Here is a 22,674-nt window from a genome sequence, read left to right as displayed (position 1 = left end):
ATAAGTTGTGGTCGGGATTGGAGTCTGCGGGACCCTGGAGATCCAAATGTGGGAGGGGGCAAGCCCCCTCCCACATTTGACTGCATTTCACATGGTCAGCGGGTCTGAACGACCACCTTGCCCACCGCCTTGCGCTGCCCCAGGTCGTTAATAGCCTGCGCAGCCTGTTCCAGCGGATACACCTGCGACACCAACGGCTTCAACTTGCCCTCGCCATACCAGGTGAACAACTGCTGAAAATTCGCCGCATTGTCCTGGGGCTGACGCTGGGCAAACGAACCCCAGAACACCCCCACCACCGCCGCGCCCTTGAGCAGTGCCAGGTTCACCGGCAGTTCCGGGATACGCCCGCTGGCAAAGCCCACCACCAACAAGCGGCCGTTCCAGGCGATCGAGCGGATGGCCTGGTCAAACAGGTCGCCACCCACGGGATCGTAGATCACATCGGCGCCGTTGCCACCGGTCAGGCGCTTGACCTCGTCCTTCAGGCTGGCTTCGCTGTAGTTGATCAGCTCATCGGCGCCGGCCGCCTTGGCCACCGCGAGCTTGTCGGCGCTGCTGGCGGCGGCGATCACCCGGGCGCCCATCGCCTTGCCGATTTCCACGGCGGCCAAGCCCACGCCACCGGAAGCGCCGAGCACCAACAGGGTTTCGCCGGGTTGCAGGTTGGCCCGCTGTTTCAGCGCGTGCATCGAGGTGCCGTAGGTCATGCTGAAAGCGGCGGCGGTGTTGAAGTCCATGCTCGGCGGGATCGGCAGCACGTTATAGCCCGGCACCGCGACCTGCTCGGCAAAGCTGCCCCAGCCGGTCAGGGCCATCACACGATCACCGACTTTCAAGTGACTGACCTTCTCCCCGATCTCACTCACCACGCCCGCCGCTTCGCCACCCGGCGAAAACGGAAAGGGCGGCTTGAACTGGTACTTGCCTTCGATGATCAGGGTGTCCGGGAAATTCACCCCGGCCGCGTGCACGTCCAGCAGGATTTCGTTCTGCTTGATCGCCGGGCTGGCGATCTCTTCCAGCACCAGGTTTTCGGCGGGGCCGAAGGCTTTGCACAGCACAGCTTTCATCGGACTATTCCTTTTGGCGTCGTGGCCGATAAGTGTAGGAGGGTACGCCCGTGGGTCAACGAGCATGCCCGCGCCTGATAAGCCCCCATAAGCTTGTGCTCAGCCTTGCTAGCGTTATGCTACCCGGCAACCGAATTCGAGGAATGAACTGTGAAAGCGTGGATCCTGTTGATGCTGGCCCTGACCTTGCCTATGGCGGCCCGGGCCGAAGAAGCCAAAGAGGGCGAGGCGCCGAAAGTCAGCTATATCAGCCTTACCCCGCCGTTCGTGGGCAACTACGGGTTGGATGGCACGGCCAAGCTCAAGGTGTACAAGGCCGACATCGCCCTGCGCGTCACCGGTACCGAAGCCGCCGCAGCGGTCAAAGCCAGCGATGCGTTGATTCGCAACCAACTCGTGGCGCTGTTTACCCAGCAGACCAACGAAGCCATGAGCAGCGTCGAAGGTAAGGAAAAGCTGCGTCAGGAAGCGTTGAAACAAACCCAGCAAGTGATGAACGATGAAACCGGCAAGCCGATGGTGGAAGACTTGCTGTTCAACAACTTGATCATTCAATAAGTCCGAAAAAGCGGACTTTCAAGGGTTTTGGGAGGCCAGCAACTTAGTTGCTGGCTGTAGTGTAGTCAGGAGCTAATTGGCAATCAGTCTTAATATTTTTGTATCTGTTCTCCATACCCCCTCAGGCGCGTCGAAGACAAAGTAAAACTTGAAGTCCATTGCTGTGTTCGCTGTTTGGTAGCTTGTTGACGAACCCCAGAAGTGCCATTGGCCATCCTGTGGAGGGACGACTGTCAATGTAGGGCCGTTTACGGCCATGGCGCTGATTTCGAAGCGCGGGTTTTTCCCCGTTACCGCACCTCGCTCGAACTGATACCTGAGCGCATGGATCATGTAAGTATTATTTCTCCACGTGTGTTCAACCTCGATAAAGCCTTTATATCCATGTAATGGGTACGCCCCCGTCACCATCGTTATTCCTGTGAGGTTATCCGGGTGGATCTTAATCTCTATTTCCTCTATGGCGGCAGCGTCGCTCGAGCCATTTTTATCTGAGTCTGATAAGTCAGCCATTTTTGCTCTCCTTGGAGTATCGAGTGAGATAAGTCCGTGTTCAGTGACTATCATTCACTGAGGAGATAATGTTGACTACTGTCATAAATGACAGTTGTTTATACTGGATTTTGATACCTGTTTCGCTTTTTATAACGGGTACTTTTATCATGTCAGATGAATGCCCAATGGCATCGGACAGCTAAAGCAGTTGAAGAATAGCTGCCCACTGCTCCGGCGTGACCGACATCACCGAAAGCCGGCTGCCCTTCTGCACCAGTGGCAACTCGACGAGCGTGGTTTGCTGTTTCAAGTGACTCAGGCCAAGTACCTTGGGGAAGGTTTTGACATGGGCCACGGTGATCGCGCTCCACGGGTTTTTCTCTGGACTGGCCTTGGCGTCGAAATAATGGCTGTCCGGTTCCAGCGCGGTGGGGTCGGGGTAGGCGGCCTGGATAATTCTGCCGATACCGGCAATGCCGGGCTCCGGGCAACTGGAGTGATAGAAGAAAAACTCATCGCCCACTGCCATGGCGCGCAGGAAATTGCGCGCCTGGTAGTTGCGAACCCCGTCCCAGCGCGTTTCGCCGAGCTTTTCCAGGTCGTTGATGGAGAGCTCGTCGGGCTCGGATTTCATCAGCCAGTAGGCCATTTCGGGGCTCCTGAGAAAGGCATTGGGCAAGTTGTCGGGCAATGCCATGACAAACCGACAGTCGGTTGGCGTCAAGGTTTGCGTGTTGGTTCACGTTACCGCAGAATGCCGGCTTTTAAGCTTGGTACAGCCGCAACGGACTACTTTGGAACGTTGTTGTCATCGTGTACGAGGTGCCTGAAGGGGGGCAATCGATGCAACGTAAACCGGATTTACTATGGATTTTGGTAATTTTGTTTGGTCTGGGCGTCGTGACCACCGGGTATGCCCAGAGCCTGTGGTCGAACAAGACCGATGCGCCAGTTGAACTCTCGCCTGTGCAACAGCAATTCAAGCGTTAACACGGTTTTAAACGCGTCGCGGTTCCTGCGACGTTTCTGCGACAAACCATTGCTTATCGGTGACAGTGCCCGCCAGCGGCACGTCCCAGCTCGCCTGCGCCAGGCGATCGACTTGCTGACATTCATGGGCCAGCCCCAGCAGTGTTGGCTTGCGCCAGTTTTTTCGCCTGGCAAGGTAGGCCAGGCTGCGGTCATAGAATCCGCCCCCCATGCCCAATCGCCCGCCCTCATTATCGAACCCCACCAATGGCAGCAGCACCAGGTCCAGCGCCCATACCTTGCGCTGACGCCGGGCATTGGCCTGCGGCTCCAGAATGCGAAAGCGGTTGGGCAACAACTTATCCCCAGGCCGCACGCGTTGGAACACCATCTTGGTCCGTGGCCACGCACTCAATACGGGCAGATAGGTGGCCTTGCCCTGGCGCTGGGCAGCGCGCAGCAGCAGGCGCGGATCGATTTCGCCGTCCGTCGGTAAATATAAGGAAATATGTTTGGCCCGGCGAAACAGCGGGTGCTGTGCCAGTTGCCGATACAGGCCGCAGGCGGCCTGGCGCTGCTCGCGGGGCGTGAGGGCGCGGCGGGCGTTGCGCAACATGCGTCGAAGTTGCGGACGGGAAAGCGGCGCAGGTTCGGTCATGGCTTTTCGGCTCATAAAACAATGCCAGTCCTGGGACTGGCATTGAGTTTGGGAATTCAGGCTCCCCGACAGAACCGCTGTCGACTAAGCCCTTGAACCCGAAAGTTCAAGGTGGAAGAAGCAGTAGGCTTTAAGGCTTTCCGTCTAGCGGACATGCACACCAGCCCAACGTGCAACTTCCAGGGTAGTGCGAATCGGCTCCGGGACATCGCCGACTGGCAAGCACGCCAGGGAGTGGGGCGAGTATACCTTAAACAGACTCGGCAATCAGCCCTTGGGTGCGTCTGAATCGGTGGAAAGCACCAGATCAACGCGTTCGAGCAGGTCACGCACTTGCTCGCGGGTCGAGCCGCTGGCCTGCACGTCAGGGCGCTCCTGCTTATGCAGCAGGTCGTGGGTAATGTTCAGCGCGGCCATCACGGCGATGCGGTCGGCGCCGATCACTTTGCCGCTGCTGCGGATTTCGCGCATCTTGCCGTCCAGGTAGCGGGCAGCGCTCACCAGGTTGCTGCGCTCTTCCTGGGGGCAGATGATCGAATATTCTTTGTCGAGGATCTGCACGGTAACGCTATTGCTTGAACTCATGAGTCTTGCTCCAGGGCCTTCAGGCGCGAAATCATCGATTCGACCTTACGCCGGGCGATTTCGTTTTTTTCAATGAGGTGAGCGCGTTCCTCGCGCCAGGTTTTTTCCTGAGCTAGTAGGAGTCCGTTTTGACTCTTAAGTTGCTCGACCCGATCAATTAGCAGTTCGAGTCTGGCCATCAGCGCTTGCAGGTCGGTGTCTTCCATTGGGTTCCACTGGATTGTCTGATGAATGGCAACTGCAGGATAAACGATCTGACGCCCTCGATAGTCTTGGTACGTCTGCCGGTGCTAGGATACAGCGCTCCATTCTAGACATTGCGCCGTCTGGCGCCTAGCTCACCATGCCCATTCAGAACTCCCCGTACGACGCTTTTTCCAAACTGCTGAGCACCAGCGGCCATCCTTGCTCGCCTGCCGAACTGCACGGCGTGCTGTTGGGCCGCAGCTGCACCGGTGTCGGCTTCGATGCCGACAACTGGCTGGCCGATGTGGCCGAGCTGCTGGAGAAAGAACCCGAAGAAAACGTGCGCAATGCGCTGATCGGCCTGCAAGAGATGGTCAAGGGCGAGCTGACCGGTGATGACGTCACCGTGGTCCTGCTGCTGCCCACCGACGATGCGCCGCTGGCCGAACGCGCCGCCGCGCTGGGCCAGTGGTGCCAGGGTTTCCTCCACGGTTTCGGCGTGAACGCCGGTGGCCTGGAGCTGAGCACCGACGCCAAGGAGGTGCTGCAGGACCTGGACGCCATCTCCCAAGTGCAAGACGCCCTGGAAGAGTCCGAAGACGGCGAAGGCGACTACATGGAAGTCATGGAATACCTGCGCGTTGCGCCGTTGCTGCTGTTCACCGAGACCAAAAAGTCCGCTGAGCCTGCTTCGCCCAAGCCGTCGCTGCACTAAACGAGGAAGCCCATCTGCCCATGATCCATATCCCCAAAGCGGAATACACCCGTCGCCGCAAGGCGCTCATGGCGCAGATGGAACCCAACAGCATCGCGATCCTGCCGGCCGCCGCCGTGGCGATCCGCAATCGTGATGTGGAGCATGTCTACCGCCAGGACAGCGACTTCCAGTACCTGAGCGGTTTTCCCGAACCGCAAGCGGTGATCGTGCTGATGCCCGGTCGCCAGCATGGCGAGTACGTGCTGTTCTGCCGCGAACGCAACGCCGAACGCGAATTGTGGGATGGCCTGCGCGCCGGCACCGAAGGCGCGATCCGTGATTACGGGGCTGACGACGCGTTTCCCATCACCGACATCGACGACATCCTGCCCGGCCTGATCGAAGGCCGTGACCGGGTGTATTCAGCCATGGGCAGCAATGCCGAATTCGACCGGCACGTGATGGAGTGGATCAACGTGATCCGCTCCAAAGCGCACCTGGGTGCCCAGCCGCCGAACGAATTCGTTGCCCTGGATCATCTGTTGCACGACATGCGCCTGTATAAATCGGCGGCGGAAGTGAAGGTGATGCGCGAGGCGGCGCGGATTTCCTGCGCGGCCCATGTGCGGGCGATGCAGGCCAGCCGTGCCGGCCTGCACGAGTTCAGCCTGGAAGCCGAGCTGGATTACGAATTCCGCAAGGGCGGCGCGAAAATGCCGGCCTATGGCTCCATCGTCGCGTCCGGGCGTAACAGCTGCATCCTGCATTACCAGCAGAATGACGCGTTGCTCAGGGACGGCGACCTGGTGCTGATTGACGCCGGTTGCGAGATCGACTGCTACGCCAGTGACATCACCCGCACCTGGCCGGTCAATGGCAAGTTTTCGCCCGAACAGAAGGCGATCTACGAAATTGTGCTGGCTTCCCAGGAAGCCGCCTTCAAGCAGATTGCGCCGAACAAGCATTGGAACCAGGCGCATGAGGCGACCGTGCAGGTCATCACTGCCGGATTGGTCAAGCTGGGGTTGCTGCAAGGCGACGTTGACGAGTTGATCGCCAATGAGGCCTACCGCGCCTTTTACATGCACCGCGCCGGCCACTGGCTGGGCATGGATGTGCATGACGTGGGCGAGTACAAAGTGGGCGGTGAATGGCGCGTGCTGGAAGTCGGCATGGCCTTGACCGTGGAGCCGGGGATCTATATTTCACCGGACAACCAGAACGTAGCGAAGAAGTGGCGTGGCATTGGCGTACGCATCGAGGACGACGTGATAGTGACCAAGCAAGGCTGTGAAATCCTGACCGGCGCGGTGCCCAAGACGGTGGCCGAGATCGAAGCACTGATGGCGGCTGCCCGATGAGCCGGGTCAACCTGGCGATCATCGGCGGCGGCCTGGTGGGCGCGAGCCTTGCCCTGGCGTTGCAGGCCGGGGCCAAGGCTCGCGGCTGGAAAATCGCTCTGATCGAACCCTTCGCGCCGGGTGACAGCTATCAGCCAAGCTACGATGCGCGTTCTTCGGCGTTGTCCTTTGGTGCCCGGCAGATCTATCAGCGCCTGGGCGTGTGGCAGGACATTTCCCGTCGCGCCGAGCCGATCAAGCAGATTCATGTGTCCGACCGTGGACGCTTCTCCACCGCGCGTCTGTCAGCCCTGGAAGAGGGGGTGCCGGCCCTCGGTTACGTGGTGGAAAACGCCTGGCTGGGCCAATGCCTGTGGCAAGGCCTGGACAAGGACGTGGTGAGCTGGCGCTGCCCGGCGGAAGTGACGCGCATGGAGCCGCTGCCCGACGGCTACCGCCTGACCCTCAACGATGAAACCGTGCTCGAATGCGACCTCGCAGTACTGGCCGACGGCGGCCGCTCGGGCCTGCGCGAACAACTGGGCATCGGCGTGAAGACGCGCCCGTATAACCAGAGCGCGCTGATCGCCAATATCACCCCGAGCGAAGCCCACAATGGCGAAGCGTTCGAGCGTTTCACCGATGAGGGGCCGATGGCCTTGCTGCCGCTGCCCGACAACCGCTGTGCGCTGGTGTGGACCCGCATCGGCATGGACGCTCAGCGCCTGGCCAACCTGGATGAGCGCAGCTTCCTGAGCGAATTGCAGGGCGTGTTCGGCTATCGCCTGGGCACCCTGAAACAAGTGGGCGCGCGGCATCTTTATCCGCTGAGCCTGGTGGAAGCGGAAGAACAAGTGCGCTCGCACCTGGTGGTGCTCGGCAATGCCGCGCATAGCCTGCACCCGATCGCCGGGCAGGGTTTCAACCTGTCCCTGCGTGATGCCAACGCCCTGGCCGAAGCCTTGCTGGCCGGGCCGTCAGTGCCGGGTGACCTGGCGACGCTGCAACGCTATCGCGAGCGCCAGCGCCTGGACCAGCAACTGACCGTGGGTTTCTCCGACCAGGTCACGCGCCTGTTCGGCAGCGGGCAGCCGTTGGTGGCGCTGGGGCGCAACATGGGCCTGCTTGGCCTGGACCTGTTACCGCCGGCCAAACGCTGGTTCGCCCGCCAGGCCATGGGCCTGGGCACGCGCTCCGATGCGTAAGTGGCTGATGGAGAACCCGGGCCGCGACAAGGTTCAGATTCATGACGGCTGCGGCACCTTGGTGGCGCGGGTCGACAAAACCCTTTACGTGCGGCGCAAGCCGCCAGCGAGACAGGCTTGACTATGGACATGCACGCAGATGTGCTGATTGTCGGGGCCGGAATGGTCGGAAGCGCCCTGGCGCTGGCGTTGCAGGGCAGTGGCCTGCAGGTGTTGCTGCTTGACGGCAGTCCGTTGAGCGTCAAGCCGTTCGAACCGGCAGCGCCGTTTGAACCGCGGGTGAGTGCGCTGTCCGCCGCCAGCCAGCGCATTCTGGAGCGCCTTGGCGTGTGGGACGGCATCGTCCAGCGCCGCGCCAGCCCGTATGGCCAGATGCACGTGTGGGACGGCAGCGGCACTGGGCAGATCCACTTCTCGGCGGCCAGCGTACATGCCGAGGTGTTGGGGCATATCGTCGAGAACCGCGTGGTCCAGGATGCCTTGCTGGACCGCCTGCATGATTGCGACCTGGGGCTGCTGGCCAATGCGCGCCTGGAGCAGATGCGCCGCTCCGGCGATGACTGGCTGCTGACCCTGGCCGATGGGCGCAAGCTGCGCGCGCCGCTGGTGGTCGCCGCCGACGGCGCCAACTCGGCGGTGCGCCGCCTGACCGGCACGCCCACCCGTGAATGGGATTATCTGCATAACGCCATCGTGACCAGCGTACGCAGCAGCCAGCCGCACCGACGCACGGCGTGGCAACGCTTCACCGACACCGGCCCGCTGGCGTTTTTGCCGTTGTTGCGCGATGGGCAAGAGGATTGGTGCTCGATTGTGTGGTCGACCACGCCGGCGGAGTCCGAGCGCCTGATGGCGCTGGACGATGAACGCTTTTGTGATGAATTGGAGCGTGCCTTTGAAGGGCGCCTCGGCAACGTGATCAGCGCCGACCCGCGCGTCTGCGTGCCGTTGCGTCAGCGCCATGCCAAGCGCTATGTGGCCGAAGGCCTTGCACTGATTGGCGATGCGGCCCACGTGATCCACCCGCTGGCGGGGCAGGGCGTGAACCTGGGGTTTCTCGATGCTGCGGTGCTGGCTGAAGTGCTGCTGGCGGCCAACGAGCGTGGCGAGCGCCTAGCGGATGTGAAGGTGCTGAGCCGCTACGAGCGGCGGCGCATGCCGCATAACCTGGCGCTGATGGCGGCCATGGAAGGTTTCGAGCGTTTGTTCCAGGCCGATCAACTGCCGTTGCGCTGGCTGCGCAATGCCGGCTTGAAAATCGTCGACCAATTGCCCGAAGCCAAGGCATTGTTTGTACGCCAGGCCTTGGGCTTGAGCGGCGACCTCCCGGACCTGGCCAAACCGTAAATTGAAATGCTGCCCCGTGTGGGAGGGGCGGTGCGACGATTCGACTTGCCCCGATGAGGCCGCCAGCCCTCACGCATACCTCCGGCCGTGCAACATCTGGTAACGCCTCCAGCAAGCGGTACCAAATGTGAGTCCTTATCATTTGCGCTCTTTTTGCAAATGAGCGACCGCACCCATGTTGGCACCCAAGCGCCTCCTGACTGCCCTGGCACTCACCCTGATCGGCAGCACCGTCGTGCAGGCCGCCGACGAAGTGGTGGTGTACTCCTCGCGCATCGACGAACTGATCAAGCCGGTGTTCGACGCCTACACCCGCAAGACCGGTGTACAGGTCAAATTCATCACCGATAAAGAAGCGCCGCTGATGCAGCGCATCAAGGCCGAAGGCGAAAACGCCACCGCCGACCTGCTGCTCACTGTCGACGCCGGCAACCTTTGGCAGGCCGAGCAGATGGGCATCCTGCAGCCGTTCACCTCCGAGGTGATCGACAAGAACATTCCGCTGCAATACCGTTCTTCGGCCCACGCCTGGACCGGCTTGAGCCTGCGCGCGCGGACCATCGCCTATTCCACCGACCGGGTAAAACCGGGCGACCTGACCACCTACGAAGCTCTGGCCGACAAGCAGTGGGAAGGCCGGCTGTGCCTGCGCACGGCGAAAAAGGTCTACAACCAGTCACTGACCGCCACGCTGATCGAAACCCATGGCGCGAGCAAGACTGAAGAAATCGTCAAAGGCTGGGTGAATAACCTGTCCACCGACGTGTTCTCCGACGATATCGCAGTGCTGGAGGCGATCAATGCCGGGCAATGCGATGTCGGTATCGTCAACACCTACTACTACGGTCGCCTGCACAAGCAGAAGCCGGACCTGGCGGTGAAGCTGTTCTGGCCGAACCAGGGCGACCGTGGCGTGCATGTGAACCTGTCGGGCATCGGCCTGACCAAGCACGCGCCACACCCGGCGGCGGCCAAGGCTTTGGTGGAGTGGATGACCACGCCCGAGGCGCAACAGATTTTCGCCGATGTGAACCAGGAGTTCCCCGCCAACCCAGCGGTACCACCGTCGGCAGAAGTGGCGAGCTGGGGCAAATTCGTGGCCGACACCTTGCCGGTGGAAGTGGCGGGCAAGCGCCAGGCCGAGGCTATCCGCTTGATGGATCGCGCCGGCTGGAACTGATTTTGTAAATCGCCGCAGATCAAAATGTGGGAGGGGGCTGATTCGCCGCCATGCCACTGTAGGAGCGAGCTTGCTCGCGAAAAACGTTCAGGCAACGCGTTCATTCTGGATAAACGCGGGGGCCCTGAGTTCTTCGCGAGCAAGCTCGCTCCTACAAAAGCCTTAACTGGCTGTAGGGCACGTCCCCTCCACAGTGTTGTGTTCACCCTCCCAGAGAGTTAAGCCTTGGCCCATCCCGCCCAACGCCGCTGGTACCTGCCGGTCTTCAGCGTCGCCGCCCTGGTGCTGCTGCCGCTGAGCGTGCTGTTGCTGTCCTGGCAAAGCGTCGACCACCAGATCTGGTCCCACCTCTGGGACACCCAGATGCCCCGTTTGCTGGGTAACACCTTGACCCTGGTGCTCGGCGTTGGCCTTGGCGTGACGTTGCTGGGCGTAAGCCTGGCCTGGCTGACCAGCCTCTGCGAATTCCCCGGGCGGCGCTGGCTGGATTGGGCACTGATGCTGCCCTTTGCAATTCCGGCCTACGTGTTGGCCTTCGTTTTCGTGGGACTGCTGGATTTTGCGGGCCCCGTGCAAACCTTGCTGCGCGACGTGTTCGGCGCCGGGCTGCGCCTGCCGCGTGTGCGTTCCACCAGCGGCGTGATCATCGTATTGGTGCTGGTGTTCTACCCCTATGTCTACCTGCTGGCGCGCTCCGCATTCCTGGCCCAGGGCAAAGGATTGATGGAAGCGGCGCGGGTGCTCGGCCAGTCGCCTTGGCAAGCGTTCTGGCGCGTGGCGCTGCCCATGGCCCGCCCGGCGATTGGTGCCGGGGTCGCCCTGGCCTTGATGGAAACCCTGGCGGATTTCGGTGCGGTCTCGGTGTTCAATTTCGACACGTTCACCACCGCCATCTATAAAACCTGGTACGGCTTTTTCAGCCTGTCCAGCGCAGCCCAACTGGCCAGCCTGTTGCTGCTGGTGGTGATGCTGGTGCTGTATGGCGAGCGGCGCGCGCGGGGAGCGAGCCGGCCCAGCAACGAGCGCCCGCGAGGCAAGGCGTTGTATCACCTGCGTGGGTTCAAGGCGGCAGCGGCCAGTGGCTGGTGTGGCTTGGTGTTTGCCTGCGCGTTTGTGATCCCGATACTGCAACTGGTGGCCTGGTTCTGGCAACGCGGCCGGTTCGACCTGGATGAGCGCTACACCGGCCTGATCCTGCACACCCTGTACCTGGGCGCGATTGCGGCGCTGATCACCGTCGGAGTGGCGCTGATACTGGCGTTCGCCAACCGCCTTGCGCCGACTCGGGCGATTCGCTCCGGCATCAGCCTGGCCAATGTCGGTTATGCCTTGCCCGGCTCGGTGCTGGCGGTGTCGATCATGCTCGCCTTCAGCTACCTGGACCGCGAACTGGTGGTGCCGCTGTCGGGCTGGCTGAGCGGTGCGGGCAAACCGTTGCTGCTGGGCAGCCTCTCGGCGCTGGTGCTCGCCTATCTGGTGCGGTTCCTGGCGGTGGCCTACGGGCCGCTGGAAAACAGCCTGGCGCGTATCCGTCCGTCGTTGCCCGAGGCCGCCCGAAGCCTGGGCGTGAGCGGGCCACAACTGTTTTGCAAGGTGTATCTGCCGCTGTTGCTGCCCGGCACCCTGAGCGCGGCGCTGCTGGTGTTCGTCGATGTGCTCAAGGAAATGCCCGCCACCTTGCTGATGCGCCCGTTTGGCTGGGACACCCTGGCGGTGCGGATCTTTGAAATGACCAGTGAAGGGGAGTGGGCGCGGGCCTCGCTGCCGGCGCTGACCCTGGTACTGGTTGGGTTGTTGCCGGTCATCGGACTGATCCGACGTTCCGCACGACAAATCGGTTAGGTGCCAGTCCTACAGCTTGCGGCTACAATGCGCGGCATTCGGTGTGCCGCGTCTTTCGAGGCGGGTTGCCACAGGTGTCTGCAGGCCTTGTCACCCAAGGCGCTCGGCACTAACGGCAACTCTGCGCACCTTCGCCAAGCCCGGAAGGAGACACCCATGGGACAGCGTACGCCTCTGTATGACCTGCATCTCGCCCTCGGCGCGAAAATGGTCGATTTTGGCGGTTGGGATATGCCTTTGCATTACGGCTCGCAGGTTGAGGAGCACCATCAGGTGCGGCGCGACTGCGGGGTGTTCGATGTATCTCATATGACCGTGATCGATGTCAGCGGCCTTCAGGCCAAGGAATGGCTCCAGCACTTGCTGGCCAATGACGTCGATCGATTGCACGGCTGCGGCCGCGCGTTGTACAGCGCCATGCTCAACGAGCAGGGCGGGGTAGTGGACGACATGATCGTCTACCGTACCGAAACCGGTTACCGGCTGGTGGTCAACGCCGCCACCCGTGACCAGGACATGGCCTGGATGCAGGCGCGACTGGGCAGCTATCAAGTGCAACTCCGGGAGCGCTCCGAGCTGGCCATGCTCGCCATTCAAGGTCCCCATGCGCGGCACAAGATCGCCGAACTGGTGACCCAGTCCCGTGGCACCCTGATCCATCAGCTCAAGCCGTTCGAAGGCCAGGCCGACGGCGACTGGTTTATTGCCCGCACCGGTTACACCGGCGAAGACGGCCTGGAAATTGTCCTGCCTGCCGACCAGGCGCCGGGTTTTTTCAACGATCTGGTGGGCGCCGGTATTTCCCCCATCGGCCTCGGTGCCCGCGACACCCTGCGCCTGGAAGCCGGCATGAACCTGTATGGCCAGGATATCCACCAGCAGGTATCCCCCCTGGCCGCCAACATGGCCTGGAGCATCGCTTGGGAACCGGCAGGGCGCAACTTCATCGGCCGTGCCGCGCTGGAAGCGGAAAAAGCGGCCGGTGTGCAGTTCAAATTGGTCGGGCTGGTCCTGGAAGAACGTGGGGTTCTGCGCGCTCACCAGGTGGTTCGTATCGCCAATGTTGGCGAAGGGGAGATCACCAGTGGTAGTTTCTCACCTACGCTGAGCAAATCCATTGCCCTGGCGCGCGTACCGACGGCGACTGCCGACCGGGCCGAAGTGGAAATCCGCGGCAAGTGGTACCCGGTGCGAGTGGTCAAGCCGACCTTTGTACGCCATGGCAAAACCCTGATTTAACTATTTTCCGGCAGGCCTATGGCCGCTGACATTTCTTCTTGAGGACACAGACTATGAGCAATATCCCTGCCGACCTGCGTTTTGCCGAAAGTCACGAGTGGGCCCGCCTGGAAGCCGACGGCAGCGTGACCGTCGGGATCTCCGACCATGCACAGGAAGCCTTGGGTGATGTGGTGTTTGTTGAACTGGCTGAGGTCGGTGCCACTTTTGAAGCGCAAGGCCAGGCGGGTGTGGTTGAGTCGGTGAAGGCTGCTTCGGATATCTACTCGCCAGTTGCTGGCGAGGTGATTGCGGTCAACGAAGAGTTGAGTGGCAGTCCTGAGCTGCTGAACTCTGACCCGTACGGCGCCTGGATCTTCAAGCTCAAGCCAAGCAACTCGGCTGACCTGGACAAATTGCTCGACGCCGCTGGCTACAAAGCCGCCATCGGCGAGTAAACGCAAGGCCCATGTGGGAGGGGGCTTGCTCCCGATAGCGGTGGTTCAGTCAAAGATGCATTGGCTGACACTCCGTCATCGGGGGCAAGCCCCCTCCCACATTAAGTGATCAGCCTGCTTTCAATACCGCTTTGACCGCCGCCACGGCCCGCTCTACATCCGCCTTCGTCATCGCCGTGAACATCGGCAAGGACACGATCAAACGCCCAACACGCTCCGCCACCGGGAACATGCCTTCCTTGAACCCTTGTGCCCGATACAGGCTCAGCAGGTGGATCGGCGGGTAGTGATAACCGATGCCGACGCCGTGGGCCTGCATCCGCTCCATAAAGGTGGCGCGGGCAGGCAAACCGTCCTGACGCTCCGGCAATACCAGTTGGAACAGGTGCCAGTTGCTGTTTTCGAAGTCTGCAGGCGGCAGTTGCGCGCCGTAGACTTGTTCAAAATCACTGCCGAAGCATTCGAAGTAGTGCCGAGCCAGGTTCTGGCGATGGGCGGTGATCTTCTCGATATGCGCAAACTGCCCCAGGCCAATGGCGGCGGCGATATCGGTCATGTTGAATTTGCCACCCAGCACGTCCACATCCAGGCCATCAAAACCGCTGCGGGTCACGCCTTGCAGGCGGTATTTCTCGGCCAAGCGCGCTTCATCGGCGTTGTTGAGCACCAGGCAGCCGCCTTCGGATGAGGTGATGTTCTTGTTTGCCTGGAAACTGAACGACACGAAGTCGCCGCTGGCGCCGATGCGTTCCCCGTCCCAACTGGAACCCAGGGCCTGGGCGGCGTCCTCGATGATGCGCAGGTTGTACTTGTTGGCCAGCGCATAAAGCATCGGCATGTCCAGGGGCAAGCCGGCCAGATAGACCGGGATGATCGCCTTGGTGCGCGGGGTTATCGCGGCTTCAACCTGGGCCAGGTCGATGTTGCGGGTCACCGGGTCAATATCGGCGAATACCGCAGTGGCGCCCACCTCCAGAATAACGTTGGCCGTGGCAACCCAGGAAATCGGTGTGGTGATGACTTCATCCCCAGGCCCGATACCGGCGATACGCAGGGCAATTTCCATGGTGCAGGTGCCGGAGTTGAAGGTGCGTACCGGCCGGCCGCCGAAATATTCCGACAGCTGCGCTTCAAACGCCTGCACCTTCGGCCCGCTGGTGATCCAGCCCGAGCGCAGCACATCGCCGACCGCCGAGATGGTGGCTTCATCGATGGTAGGTTTGGAAAACGGCAGGAAGGGCTGTTGGCTCATGACGAAGAGGGCATCCGTTTCAGGTAGGCGATGAGTAATGGACGTGTCAGCCCTGCATGGTTGCACGGCTCGACTGAATATAGCCTGTCGCCCGTGAATGATTCGTCACGCTCCAGGCAAAAAAATGCCGCTTGAAAAAGCGGCATTTTTTAATGTGCAGGTATTACTCGGTTACAGCGTTCTTCGCGAGGATGGCGTTGGCCAGTTCCATATCCGTGGCTTGCAGGCCAGGGTTATCAGCACGGACCTTCTGCATGGCCGCTTCCAGGTACGGGCCGCGAATGCCGCCGTTGCTGGCGACGAAGCTGCCGGCGTCGTCCTGGGCGGCGACTACCAGCTTGTGGTCCTTGAAGGTCAGGTAGGTCGAGCCGGTGGTGGCGCCCGACGAGATGACATTACGCCAGAAGCTATCGGCCATGGCTGAGCCGACAGGGAGGGAGAGCACAGCGAGGGTTGCGACAGCATATTTAAGACGCATGATGGGTGACTCCGGTGGGTTATCTGTACATTTTGATTGTAGTTAACCTGATCCAGTTCCATCACTGACTAAACAGTTTCAACCTTTAAAACCACCCCATCCTGGCCAACCACGCGCACTTGAGCGCCTACTGGCGCATCGGCACCGGTGACCATCCATACGCCATCGCCGACTTTAACCTTGCCCCTGCCATCCACGATCGCCTGATGCACCACGAAGGTGCGTCCGACCAACTCTGAACCGCGCTCATTCAAGCCGGGTTGATCGCTGGCCTTGGCGCCGCTGCGTTGGCGTTTCCACCAGTACACGGCCGTCAATATTGACAACAGGGCGAACAGCAGCAGTTGCCACTCAAGTCCCAGGGGCGGGACGATAAACTTGATCACTCCCACGGCGGCTGCGGCGATACCCATCCACAACAGGTAGCCTCCCGCGCCGAACACCTCGAGAATCAACAACACGGTGCCCAGCGCCAGCCAGTCCCAGAACGAAAGGTGCAGCAGGAATTCCCACATGATGGCGACCTCAGCCTTTCTTGTTGTCGAAAGCCGCTTTGACGATCTCGCCGATACCACCCACGGCACCGATCACCTGGCTGGCCTCCAGCGGCATCAGGATTACCTTGCTGTTGTTGGCCGACGCCAGCTTGCCCAGGGCATCGATGTATTTCTGCGCGACGAAGTAGTTCACCGCCTGCACGTTACCGGATGCGATCGCTTCCGATACCACCTGGGTCGCCCGGGCTTCAGCCTCGGCCTGACGCTCGCGCGCTTCGGACTCAAGGAAGGCGGCCTGGCGGCTACCCTCGGCCTCGAGGATCTGCGCCTGCTTCTTGCCCTCGGCGGTGAGGATCGCCGAGGCTCGCAGGCCTTCGGCTTCGAGGATCTGCGCACGCTTGATCCGCTCGGCTTTCATCTGCCCGGACATGGCCGCCATCAGGTCGGCAGGCGGGCTGATGTCCTTGATTTCGATACGGGTGATCTTGATGCCCCACGGTGCCGTGGCTTCGTCGACGGTGCGCAGCAGTTTTTCATTGATACCGTCGCGCTGGCTCAGCATCGCATCCAGCTCCATGGAGCCAAGCACCGTACGGATATTGGTTTGCAGCAAATTGCGGATGGCATGCTCGAGGTTGTTCACCTCATACGCGGCCTGGGCCGTGTTCACCACTTGGAAGAAGCACACGGCGTCGATCTGTACGGTGGCGTTGTCGGCGGTAATCACTTCCTGGGGGGGAATATCCAGTACGCTTTCCATCACGTTGATCTTGCGGCCGATGCGGTCCATGACCGGGATGATAATGTTGAGGCCAGGCTTGAGGGTGTTGGTATAGCGGCCGAAACGTTCGACTGTCCACTGGTAGCCCTGGGGCACCACTTTGAAACCCATGAACAGGATGGCAATGGCCAACCCCACGAAAAGAAGCAGTACGGTTCCGATCTGCATAACGATTCCCTATCTGATGATGTCAGTGACACGACGTTCGGCCGAGTGTAACGGTCTCGTCACGGATAAGGACGGTTTCAATGCCCAACAAACAAAGGATTTGTTTCTGAATCCCCAGGGGTCACCCTCAGGACTTCCGCCATCGTCGTCAGCCCGGCCTTCACCTTTTGCAGGCCAGCCATGCGCAGGCTGTGCATGCCTTGCCCGAGAGCCGCATGGCGCAAGGCCTGCACGTCCGCGCCGGGGGTAATCAGCGCCTTGAGGGTTTCGTCCACCGTCATGATCTCATAGAGCCCGGCTCTGCCCCGGTAACCACTGTCACGGCATTCAACGCAGCCAGCGGCTTCATAGGCGTCGGCCACGGCGTGTTTGCAATGGGAGCACAGCACACGCACCAAGCGTTGCGCCATGACGCCTATCAGCGTTGCCTTGATCAAATAATGAGCGATCCCCAGTTCCTGCAAGCGGCTGATCGCGCTCGGCGCGTCGTTGGTATGCAGGGTCGACAGCACCAGGTGCCCGGTCAGCGCGGCCTGGATCGCCATTTCGGCGGTTTCCCGGTCGCGAATCTCGCCGATCATGATGATGTCCGGGTCCTGGCGCAGTAACGCGCGGATACCGCTGGCGAAGGTCAGGTCGATGTTGTGCTGCACCTGCATCTGGTTGAACGCCGGTTCGACCATCTCGATGGGGTCCTCCACCGTGCACAGGTTGATCTCCCGGCTCGCCAGTTGCTTGAGGGTGGCGTAAAGCGTGCTGGTCTTGCCCGAGCCGGTCGGGCCAGTGACCAGGATAATGCCGTGGGCCTGTCGGGTCATGGCCTGCCAGCGCTGTTGATCTTCGGCAGACAAGCCCAGCTGGTCGAAATCCTTGAGCAGTACCTGGGGGTCAAAAATGCGCATGACCAGTTTCTCGCCAAAGGCAGTGGGCAAGGTCGAAAGGCGCAGTTCCACTTCAGTGGCTGCCGGGGTTTTCATTTTGATGCGCCCATCCTGGGGTTTGCGCTTCTCTGCCACGTTCATACGGCCAAGGCTTTTCAGGCGGCTGACGACAGCGGTGGTGACCTGGGGCGGAAATTGGTAGACGTCATGCAACAGGCCATCGATCCGAAAGCGCACACGACCCTGTTCGCGGCAGGGCTCGATATGAATATCGCTCGCCCGCTGACCGAAGGCGTACTGCAGCAGCCAGTCGACGATATTGACGATGTGCGCGTCATCGGCGTGCGGCTCCTTATCGCTGGCGCCGAGGCTGAGCAGGTCAACATTGCCGGGCGTTGCCATTTTTTGATCGGCCCCACTGACCGATTTGGCCAACCGATAGAACTCGTTGATGCAGCGCTGGATCGCCTGGGGATTGGCCACCACGCGCTTGATCGTGCGTTTGAGTACTTGGGAAAGCCCGGCCTCCCAGCCACTGACATGGGGTTGAGCGCTGGCGATCGTGACGCTGCGCGCATCCACGGCGACTGCGAGGATGGCATGACGTTGGGCGAAGGCATGGGACATCAACGGCACCACCGTCGCGACGTCGATCTTCAGCGGGTCGATGCGCAGATAAGGTTGCTCGACCTGCCGGGCCAGCCATTGGGTTAACGTTTCCAGGCACGGCCCTTCTGCGGCGATACGCTCCAGGGGATGCTGGGCGCTGGTGGGCGCGGACAACAACCGTTGCGCCGTCTCTGCCGTGATCAGCTCCTGCTCGAGCAATGCAGGCAGCAACGGATGCAGTTCCAGAGGGCGATCTGGCAGGGCGGTGGACATGAGAGTTTCCTGGTGGGCGTCGGGTGTAATCCCAGGCTAGCCAGCTTCTGAAAACTCTGCGTGTACGTGTATTGCAGATTTTTACCGAGACGTTGCGGCCACGGCTTGAAGCCGCGCGCAGTCGGCCGGGCGCAGTTCCAGGGAACACACGCTGATCAGGTTTCGAATCTTTTCACCGATCACCTGGGCGCGGTGCCAGCTCAGGCCGCCCATCATGATGTCGATGCGCAGCAGGTCGTCTTCCCTGTTCACGCTCACCTGATTGGGCGTGAGAAATTGCAGCGCGAAGTAATTCAACACCCGACACAGTACGTCCGGCTCCGCCTCCGCGACGATTCGATAATGCGCCTCGCAGTGAAGGCTATCGACGGCCCATGCATCGGCGCGGGTAACAGGGTGAGCGGTTTCGACGGCGTGCATGCTGATTCTCCAAATTCGACTGAAGAAATTTTTACACGCAGCGGCTGAGATTTCTTATCTCAAATCGAACAGATTGGCAGATAATCGAATCAAACAATTCAACATAATCAACTTATAAGGTATTTCTATGCAAAGCGAGCTGGACGCTTATGACCGCCGTATCCTGGCCCTGCTCCAAGAGGACGCTTCGCTCTCCAGCGCACAGATCGCCGAGCAGGTCGGCCTCTCGCAGTCACCTTGCTGGCGGCGTATTCAGCGGCTCAAGGAGGATGGCGTGATCCGTGGCCAGGTCACCTTGCTGGACCGCAAAAAAATCGGCCTCAACACGCAGATTTTCGCCGAGGTCAAACTCAACGCCCATGGTCGGTCCAACTTCACCGAGTTTACCGAGGCGATTCGTGGCTTTCCGGAGGTGTTGGAGTGCTATGTGCTGATGGGCGCGGTGGATTTTCTGTTGCGCATTGTTGCGTCTGACATCGAGGCGTACGAGCGGTTTTTCTTCGACAAGTTGTCGATGGTGCCGGGGATTCAGGAGGTTAATTCGATTGTGGCGTTGTCGGAAATAAAATCCACAACCAGCCTGCCAGTATTGCGCTAGCAGGTCCGGCCTCATCGGGGGCAAGCCCCCTCCCACATGTGACTGCATTCCAAAGTAGGAACTCGGTCAATGGTGGGAGGGGCGGTGCGACGATTCGACTTGCCCCCGATGGCGATATCACAGACGCAGAAGCATCTTCCAGGCACGATTCTGATAAACCGCAATCGCTTGGTGCATCCGCGCATCCAGCGACTCATCGGTGATCGGCTGGTTAGCCAGGTGCGCCAGCTTGTTCAGTTCGCCGTACAAACGGTCCAGTTCCGGAATATCCACCACCTGACGGGCATGGTGCAGCCAGGCCTGGATGCGTTCGATACGCGGCAGTTGCTCGGCCAGGTCTTCCGGCTGTTGCTGGTAGCGCGGCAGTTGCAGAGCAACGGCGTCGTCGGCCAGCAGGCGCGGTAGCCAGTTGGTGATTTGCGCAGCGCCCTGGCGGTTGCCGCGCACGTTACGCTCGGCGGTCCAGGTGCGGGCCAGCAGCCAGCGCGAGGTGTTCAGGGAGAACAGGCCCCAGCGCACGTCCTGCAGCTCTTCAACGAACTGCTCCGGCGCGGCTTTGCGGATGTCTTCATCGTCGTCACCGGCCTGGACCAGCGGGCGCCAGTCTTCCAGCAACGCATCCAGGACACTGCGCAATTCGCTGGTGGATTGACGCGGCGCGGCCTGGCCGAGGCTGCCGATCAGCGCGCGCAATTCGCCGAGGGTCTCGACCCAGTCCTGCAGCAAGCGCCAGTGGCCATTGAAGCGATATTGCTCGGCCAGGCGCTGGCTGCTGCCCAGCAAGTGCCACATGATTGCGGCGAAGGCATCGTCCAACGGCATTTCGGCGTGGATCTGCGGTGCCGGCAGGCTCAAGGAATAGCTGCTGGCGTCGTACAGGCGATAGCCACGTTCGGCCTTGCTGATGTCACACGGCATCAGCGCCAGGGTTGCGGCCAGTTCGGCGGCCAGTTCCAGCAGGGCGGCCGGTTCGCCTTCGCGCAGTTCCAGTTCCAGCTCGCAGATTTCTTCCTTCTGCTTGCCGACCACCACGTGGCCCAGGTCCAGGGCGGCCTCGATCACCACCTTGGCCTTGCCGCGACCCCAGGCGATTTCAGCGCGCTCGCGCACGAAGTCGGTGGTGAAGATCGGCTTGAGGGTCTTTTTGTCCAGCTCGGCCAGTTGCTCGGGCCAGCATTCGCCGTCGAGCTTCTTCACATCGAGCTTGGCTTTGGGCAGGTCCCAGTTGTATTCGTTACGTTCCGACAAGCCGGCGACGCTCTGGCCACGAGTCTTGAGGGTCTGGATGATGTCGTCACCGTCCTTGCGCAAGCGCAGGGCCACCTTGGCCTGGGCCAGGTCGCGCTCGGGGGTGTCGAAGTACTGGTTCATCAACTCACGGCGTTCCCAGCCACTTTTGTTGCGTTTTTTCAGTAGCGGGTGCTCACGCAGCGCGGCGAGTGTTTCGCGGCTGACACGGAGCTTGATTTCGGTTTCTTTCTGCATGGCCGGAAAATCCAGGATCGGGAGCGCAGCCGGGGAAAAGTGTGGCTGCCAAGGTCGTGCAGTGTACAGGACTGAGCCCGGCAACGTGCCGCAACGGTTTATTGTGTCGTGCAGATGGCTCTATAGTGGGGTTCATCCGGGAAGTTGGAGACCGCGTATGCCGTTACCGTCCATGAAAGAGCAGTTCGCCGCGTTGATTGCCGCGCCGTCGGTCAGTTGCACGCAGGCGTCCCTCGACCAGACCAATCGCCCGGTGATCGACCTGCTCGCCACCTGGCTGGGCGACCTGGGCTTCTCCATCGACATCCAGCAGGTCAGCCCTGGCAAGTTCAACCTGTTGGCAAGTTTCGGCAGTGGCCCCGGTGGCCTGGTGCTGGCTGGCCATAGCGACACGGTGCCCTACGACGCGGCACTGTGGGAAACCGACCCGCTCAAGCTGACGGAAGTCGACGGCCGCTGGGTAGGATTGGGCAGTTGCGACATGAAGGGTTTTTTTGCGCTGGCGATTGAAGCGGTGCTGCCGCTGCTGGACCAACCGTTCAAGCAACCGCTGCTGATCCTCGCCACCTGCGATGAAGAAAGCTCCATGTCCGGTGCCCGCGCACTGGCCGAGGCGGGGCGGCCGCTGGGCCGGGCGGCGGTGATCGGCGAACCGACCGGCCTCAAGCCGATCCGCCTGCACAAAGGCGTGATGATGGAACGCATCGACATTCTTGGGCGCAGCGGCCATTCGTCGGACCCAAGCCTTGGCCACAGTGCCCTTGAAGCCATGCACGACGCCATCGGCGAACTGCGCGGCCTGCGCCTTGCCTGGCAGCGCGAATACCGCAACCCGCAGTTCAGCGTGCCGCAGCCGACCCTGAACTTCGGCTGCATCCATGGCGGCGACAACCCCAACCGCATCTGTGGCCAATGCTCCCTGGAGTTCGACCTGCGCCCCCTGCCGGGCATGGACCCTGCGGTGCTGCGCGCCGCCATCCGGCAAAAACTCGAGCCCCTGGCCGAGCGGCATAAGGTCAAGATCGATTACGCGCCGCTGTTCCCGGAAGTACCGCCCTTCGAGCAGCCGGAAGACGCGGAGTTGGTAAGGGTGGCGGAACGTTTGACCGGCCACCGTGCCGAAGCAGTGGCGTTCGGCACCGAAGCGCCTTATCTTCAGCGCCTTGGTTGCGAAACCCTGGTGCTCGGCCCTGGCGATATCGCCTGTGCGCACCAGCCGGGCGAATACCTCGAAATGTCACGCTTGACGCCTACAGTGCGTCTATTGCGGGAATTGATCGAACATTACTGCCTGAAACCCGCATAAATTAACCCCTGCCTGTTCGTACATAGAAAGGAGAGTGAGCGTGTCGCCAAGCCTGTTCCGACGATAACCATCAGCCAGCTGTGCGCTTTCACGATTGATCCTTTTTGGCTGCTTT

Annotated in this window: 25 protein-coding genes, 1 other RNA gene and 1 pseudogene; 13 read left to right on the top strand and 14 right to left on the bottom strand. The window is 61.1% G+C overall.

Annotated features, from left to right (window positions below; all coding sequences use genetic code 11):
• Positions 1 to 95: 95 nt before the first annotated feature.
• On the bottom strand, positions 96 to 1,073 hold the full coding sequence (locus C4J91_RS26285; RefSeq protein ID WP_124364900.1) for an NADPH:quinone oxidoreductase family protein: 978 nt from the start codon (positions 1,071 to 1,073) through the stop codon (positions 96 to 98).
• Positions 1,074 to 1,223: 150 nt separating this feature from the next.
• On the opposite strand from C4J91_RS26285, the gene C4J91_RS26280 reads away from it, so the two are divergent.
• Positions 1,224 to 1,631 (top strand): flagellar basal body-associated protein FliL, encoded by a 408-nt coding sequence (locus tag C4J91_RS26280; RefSeq protein WP_124364899.1) that lies wholly within the window; start codon positions 1,224 to 1,226, stop codon positions 1,629 to 1,631.
• A 72-nt stretch (positions 1,632 to 1,703) separates the two neighbouring features.
• Here C4J91_RS26280 and C4J91_RS26275 read toward each other — a convergent pair whose 3' ends face one another.
• Together C4J91_RS26275 and C4J91_RS26270 are read right to left on the bottom strand one after the other, a co-directional pair.
• Positions 1,704 to 2,144 (bottom strand): hypothetical protein, encoded by a 441-nt coding sequence (locus C4J91_RS26275; protein ID WP_124364898.1) that lies wholly within the window; start codon positions 2,142 to 2,144, stop codon positions 1,704 to 1,706.
• Between the two features lie 181 nt (positions 2,145 to 2,325).
• Positions 2,326 to 2,775, bottom strand: a complete 450-nt coding sequence (locus tag C4J91_RS26270) for an EVE domain-containing protein (protein ID WP_124364897.1) — start codon at positions 2,773 to 2,775, stop codon at positions 2,326 to 2,328.
• 194 nt (positions 2,776 to 2,969) lie between these two features.
• On the opposite strand from C4J91_RS26270, the gene C4J91_RS27650 reads away from it, so the two are divergent.
• Complete coding sequence (locus C4J91_RS27650; RefSeq protein WP_015886446.1) at positions 2,970 to 3,116, top strand: hypothetical protein; 147 nt, start codon at positions 2,970 to 2,972, stop codon at positions 3,114 to 3,116.
• A 7-nt stretch (positions 3,117 to 3,123) separates the two neighbouring features.
• On the opposite strand, the gene C4J91_RS26265 is transcribed toward C4J91_RS27650, so the two are convergent.
• The 4 genes from C4J91_RS26265 to C4J91_RS26250 form a co-directional block, all read right to left on the bottom strand.
• The gene (locus C4J91_RS26265; protein WP_124365218.1) at positions 3,124 to 3,753 is read right to left on the bottom strand and encodes a 5-formyltetrahydrofolate cyclo-ligase; all 630 of its coding nucleotides are present in this window, start codon (positions 3,751 to 3,753) and stop codon (positions 3,124 to 3,126) included.
• Positions 3,754 to 3,811: 58 nt separating this feature from the next.
• Positions 3,812 to 3,990: non-coding RNA, 6S RNA (ssrS, locus tag C4J91_RS26260), on the bottom strand.
• 30 nt (positions 3,991 to 4,020) lie between these two features.
• A complete protein-coding gene (locus C4J91_RS26255) occupies positions 4,021 to 4,338 on the bottom strand; it encodes a cell division protein ZapA (RefSeq protein ID WP_005792389.1) in 318 nt (105 codons plus the stop codon).
• The gene (locus C4J91_RS26250; RefSeq protein WP_003177365.1) at positions 4,335 to 4,544 is read right to left on the bottom strand and encodes a TIGR02449 family protein; all 210 of its coding nucleotides are present in this window, start codon (positions 4,542 to 4,544) and stop codon (positions 4,335 to 4,337) included. The genes C4J91_RS26255 and C4J91_RS26250 overlap by 4 nt, the downstream gene beginning before the upstream one ends.
• Positions 4,545 to 4,681: 137 nt before the next feature.
• On the opposite strand from C4J91_RS26250, the gene C4J91_RS26245 reads away from it, so the two are divergent.
• From C4J91_RS26245 to gcvH, 9 genes and pseudogenes are all read left to right on the top strand, one after another.
• Positions 4,682 to 5,239 carry a YecA family protein gene (locus C4J91_RS26245; protein ID WP_124364896.1) on the top strand — a complete coding sequence of 186 codons (558 nt, stop codon included), beginning with the start codon at positions 4,682 to 4,684 and terminating at the stop codon, positions 5,237 to 5,239.
• A gap of 20 nt (positions 5,240 to 5,259) precedes the next feature.
• Positions 5,260 to 6,582, top strand: a complete 1,323-nt coding sequence (gene pepP, locus C4J91_RS26240) for a Xaa-Pro aminopeptidase (RefSeq protein ID WP_124364895.1) — start codon at positions 5,260 to 5,262, stop codon at positions 6,580 to 6,582.
• Positions 6,579 to 7,766, top strand: coding sequence for a 2-octaprenyl-6-methoxyphenyl hydroxylase (gene ubiH / locus C4J91_RS26235; protein ID WP_124364894.1), 1,188 nt, complete (start codon positions 6,579 to 6,581; stop codon positions 7,764 to 7,766). The genes pepP and ubiH overlap by 4 nt, the downstream gene beginning before the upstream one ends.
• A gap of 28 nt (positions 7,767 to 7,794) precedes the next feature.
• Positions 7,795 to 7,887: pseudogene (locus C4J91_RS26230) on the top strand (tetrameric acyl-CoA thioesterase); the annotation flags it as partial.
• A gap of 8 nt (positions 7,888 to 7,895) precedes the next feature.
• Entirely contained in the window at positions 7,896 to 9,113 is a 1,218-nt protein-coding gene (locus C4J91_RS26225; RefSeq protein WP_164484601.1) for a 2-octaprenyl-3-methyl-6-methoxy-1,4-benzoquinol hydroxylase, read from the top strand.
• A 175-nt stretch (positions 9,114 to 9,288) separates the two neighbouring features.
• Complete coding sequence (locus tag C4J91_RS26220; protein ID WP_124364892.1) at positions 9,289 to 10,293, top strand: extracellular solute-binding protein; 1,005 nt, start codon at positions 9,289 to 9,291, stop codon at positions 10,291 to 10,293.
• Positions 10,294 to 10,518: 225 nt separating this feature from the next.
• Positions 10,519 to 12,135, top strand: coding sequence for an iron ABC transporter permease (locus tag C4J91_RS26210; protein WP_124364890.1), 1,617 nt, complete (start codon positions 10,519 to 10,521; stop codon positions 12,133 to 12,135).
• 156 nt (positions 12,136 to 12,291) lie between these two features.
• The gene (gene gcvT / locus C4J91_RS26205) at positions 12,292 to 13,374 is read left to right on the top strand and encodes a glycine cleavage system aminomethyltransferase GcvT (RefSeq protein WP_124364889.1); all 1,083 of its coding nucleotides are present in this window, start codon (positions 12,292 to 12,294) and stop codon (positions 13,372 to 13,374) included.
• A gap of 53 nt (positions 13,375 to 13,427) precedes the next feature.
• Positions 13,428 to 13,811: a glycine cleavage system protein GcvH gene (gene gcvH / locus C4J91_RS26200; protein ID WP_124364888.1), complete on the top strand. Its 384-nt coding sequence runs from the start codon at positions 13,428 to 13,430 to the stop codon at positions 13,809 to 13,811.
• A 109-nt stretch (positions 13,812 to 13,920) separates the two neighbouring features.
• Here gcvH and C4J91_RS26195 read toward each other — a convergent pair whose 3' ends face one another.
• The 6 genes from C4J91_RS26195 to C4J91_RS26170 form a co-directional block, all read right to left on the bottom strand.
• The gene (locus tag C4J91_RS26195) at positions 13,921 to 15,063 is read right to left on the bottom strand and encodes a DegT/DnrJ/EryC1/StrS aminotransferase family protein (RefSeq protein ID WP_124364887.1); all 1,143 of its coding nucleotides are present in this window, start codon (positions 15,061 to 15,063) and stop codon (positions 13,921 to 13,923) included.
• A 163-nt stretch (positions 15,064 to 15,226) separates the two neighbouring features.
• A complete protein-coding gene (locus tag C4J91_RS26190) occupies positions 15,227 to 15,541 on the bottom strand; it encodes a DUF2388 domain-containing protein (protein ID WP_124364886.1) in 315 nt (104 codons plus the stop codon).
• Between the two features lie 68 nt (positions 15,542 to 15,609).
• Complete coding sequence (locus C4J91_RS26185) at positions 15,610 to 16,056, bottom strand: NfeD family protein (protein ID WP_124364885.1); 447 nt, start codon at positions 16,054 to 16,056, stop codon at positions 15,610 to 15,612.
• Positions 16,057 to 16,066: 10 nt separating this feature from the next.
• Complete coding sequence (locus tag C4J91_RS26180; protein WP_124364884.1) at positions 16,067 to 16,987, bottom strand: SPFH domain-containing protein; 921 nt, start codon at positions 16,985 to 16,987, stop codon at positions 16,067 to 16,069.
• 77 nt (positions 16,988 to 17,064) lie between these two features.
• The gene (locus tag C4J91_RS26175) at positions 17,065 to 18,750 is read right to left on the bottom strand and encodes a GspE/PulE family protein (RefSeq protein ID WP_124364883.1); all 1,686 of its coding nucleotides are present in this window, start codon (positions 18,748 to 18,750) and stop codon (positions 17,065 to 17,067) included.
• A gap of 81 nt (positions 18,751 to 18,831) precedes the next feature.
• Positions 18,832 to 19,170, bottom strand: a complete 339-nt coding sequence (locus C4J91_RS26170) for a hypothetical protein (protein WP_124364882.1) — start codon at positions 19,168 to 19,170, stop codon at positions 18,832 to 18,834.
• A 127-nt stretch (positions 19,171 to 19,297) separates the two neighbouring features.
• On the opposite strand from C4J91_RS26170, the gene C4J91_RS26165 reads away from it, so the two are divergent.
• Complete coding sequence (locus C4J91_RS26165; RefSeq protein ID WP_124364881.1) at positions 19,298 to 19,768, top strand: Lrp/AsnC family transcriptional regulator; 471 nt, start codon at positions 19,298 to 19,300, stop codon at positions 19,766 to 19,768.
• A 117-nt stretch (positions 19,769 to 19,885) separates the two neighbouring features.
• Here the strand turns inward: C4J91_RS26165 and C4J91_RS26160 are convergent, their stop codons facing one another.
• Positions 19,886 to 21,253 carry an inorganic triphosphatase gene (locus tag C4J91_RS26160; protein WP_124364880.1) on the bottom strand — a complete coding sequence of 456 codons (1,368 nt, stop codon included), beginning with the start codon at positions 21,251 to 21,253 and terminating at the stop codon, positions 19,886 to 19,888.
• Positions 21,254 to 21,410: 157 nt separating this feature from the next.
• Between C4J91_RS26160 and argE the strand changes: the two genes are divergently transcribed.
• Positions 21,411 to 22,559, top strand: coding sequence for an acetylornithine deacetylase (argE, locus tag C4J91_RS26155; RefSeq protein WP_124364879.1), 1,149 nt, complete (start codon positions 21,411 to 21,413; stop codon positions 22,557 to 22,559).
• Positions 22,560 to 22,674 lie beyond the last annotated feature (115 nt).

The sequence above is a fragment of the Pseudomonas sp. R3-52-08 genome (assembly GCF_003851745.1).
Lineage (GTDB): Bacteria > Pseudomonadota > Gammaproteobacteria > Pseudomonadales > Pseudomonadaceae > Aquipseudomonas.
This window is presented reverse-complemented; position numbering and strand designations above follow the sequence as displayed.

Excerpts from the sequence above, each read along its gene's own strand:
- C4J91_RS26265 (WP_124365218.1), bottom strand. The coding sequence starts at position 3,753 with ATGACCGAACCTGCGCCGCTTTCCCGTCCGCAACTTCGACGCATGTTG.
- C4J91_RS26225 (WP_164484601.1), top strand. The coding sequence starts at position 7,896 with ATGCACGCAGATGTGCTGATTGTCGGGGCCGGAATGGTCGGAAGCGCC.
- C4J91_RS26275 (WP_124364898.1), bottom strand. The coding sequence starts at position 2,144 with ATGGCTGACTTATCAGACTCAGATAAAAATGGCTCGAGCGACGCTGCC.
- C4J91_RS26195 (WP_124364887.1), bottom strand. The coding sequence starts at position 15,063 with ATGAGCCAACAGCCCTTCCTGCCGTTTTCCAAACCTACCATCGATGAA.
- C4J91_RS26185 (WP_124364885.1), bottom strand. The coding sequence starts at position 16,056 with ATGTGGGAATTCCTGCTGCACCTTTCGTTCTGGGACTGGCTGGCGCTG.
- gcvT (WP_124364889.1), top strand. The coding sequence starts at position 12,292 with ATGGGACAGCGTACGCCTCTGTATGACCTGCATCTCGCCCTCGGCGCG.
- C4J91_RS26190 (WP_124364886.1), bottom strand. The coding sequence starts at position 15,541 with ATGCGTCTTAAATATGCTGTCGCAACCCTCGCTGTGCTCTCCCTCCCT.
- pepP (WP_124364895.1), top strand. The coding sequence starts at position 5,260 with ATGATCCATATCCCCAAAGCGGAATACACCCGTCGCCGCAAGGCGCTC.
- C4J91_RS27650 (WP_015886446.1), top strand. The coding sequence starts at position 2,970 with ATGCAACGTAAACCGGATTTACTATGGATTTTGGTAATTTTGTTTGGT.
- gcvH (WP_124364888.1), top strand. The coding sequence starts at position 13,428 with ATGAGCAATATCCCTGCCGACCTGCGTTTTGCCGAAAGTCACGAGTGG.
- argE (WP_124364879.1), top strand. The coding sequence starts at position 21,411 with ATGCCGTTACCGTCCATGAAAGAGCAGTTCGCCGCGTTGATTGCCGCG.
- C4J91_RS26255 (WP_005792389.1), bottom strand. The coding sequence starts at position 4,338 with ATGAGTTCAAGCAATAGCGTTACCGTGCAGATCCTCGACAAAGAATAT.
- ubiH (WP_124364894.1), top strand. The coding sequence starts at position 6,579 with ATGAGCCGGGTCAACCTGGCGATCATCGGCGGCGGCCTGGTGGGCGCG.
- C4J91_RS26285 (WP_124364900.1), bottom strand. The coding sequence starts at position 1,073 with ATGAAAGCTGTGCTGTGCAAAGCCTTCGGCCCCGCCGAAAACCTGGTG.
- C4J91_RS26160 (WP_124364880.1), bottom strand. The coding sequence starts at position 21,253 with ATGCAGAAAGAAACCGAAATCAAGCTCCGTGTCAGCCGCGAAACACTC.
- C4J91_RS26220 (WP_124364892.1), top strand. The coding sequence starts at position 9,289 with ATGTTGGCACCCAAGCGCCTCCTGACTGCCCTGGCACTCACCCTGATC.
- C4J91_RS26165 (WP_124364881.1), top strand. The coding sequence starts at position 19,298 with ATGCAAAGCGAGCTGGACGCTTATGACCGCCGTATCCTGGCCCTGCTC.
- C4J91_RS26270 (WP_124364897.1), bottom strand. The coding sequence starts at position 2,775 with ATGGCCTACTGGCTGATGAAATCCGAGCCCGACGAGCTCTCCATCAAC.
- C4J91_RS26170 (WP_124364882.1), bottom strand. The coding sequence starts at position 19,170 with ATGCACGCCGTCGAAACCGCTCACCCTGTTACCCGCGCCGATGCATGG.
- C4J91_RS26250 (WP_003177365.1), bottom strand. The coding sequence starts at position 4,544 with ATGGAAGACACCGACCTGCAAGCGCTGATGGCCAGACTCGAACTGCTA.
- C4J91_RS26180 (WP_124364884.1), bottom strand. The coding sequence starts at position 16,987 with ATGCAGATCGGAACCGTACTGCTTCTTTTCGTGGGGTTGGCCATTGCC.
- C4J91_RS26175 (WP_124364883.1), bottom strand. The coding sequence starts at position 18,750 with ATGTCCACCGCCCTGCCAGATCGCCCTCTGGAACTGCATCCGTTGCTG.
- C4J91_RS26245 (WP_124364896.1), top strand. The coding sequence starts at position 4,682 with ATGCCCATTCAGAACTCCCCGTACGACGCTTTTTCCAAACTGCTGAGC.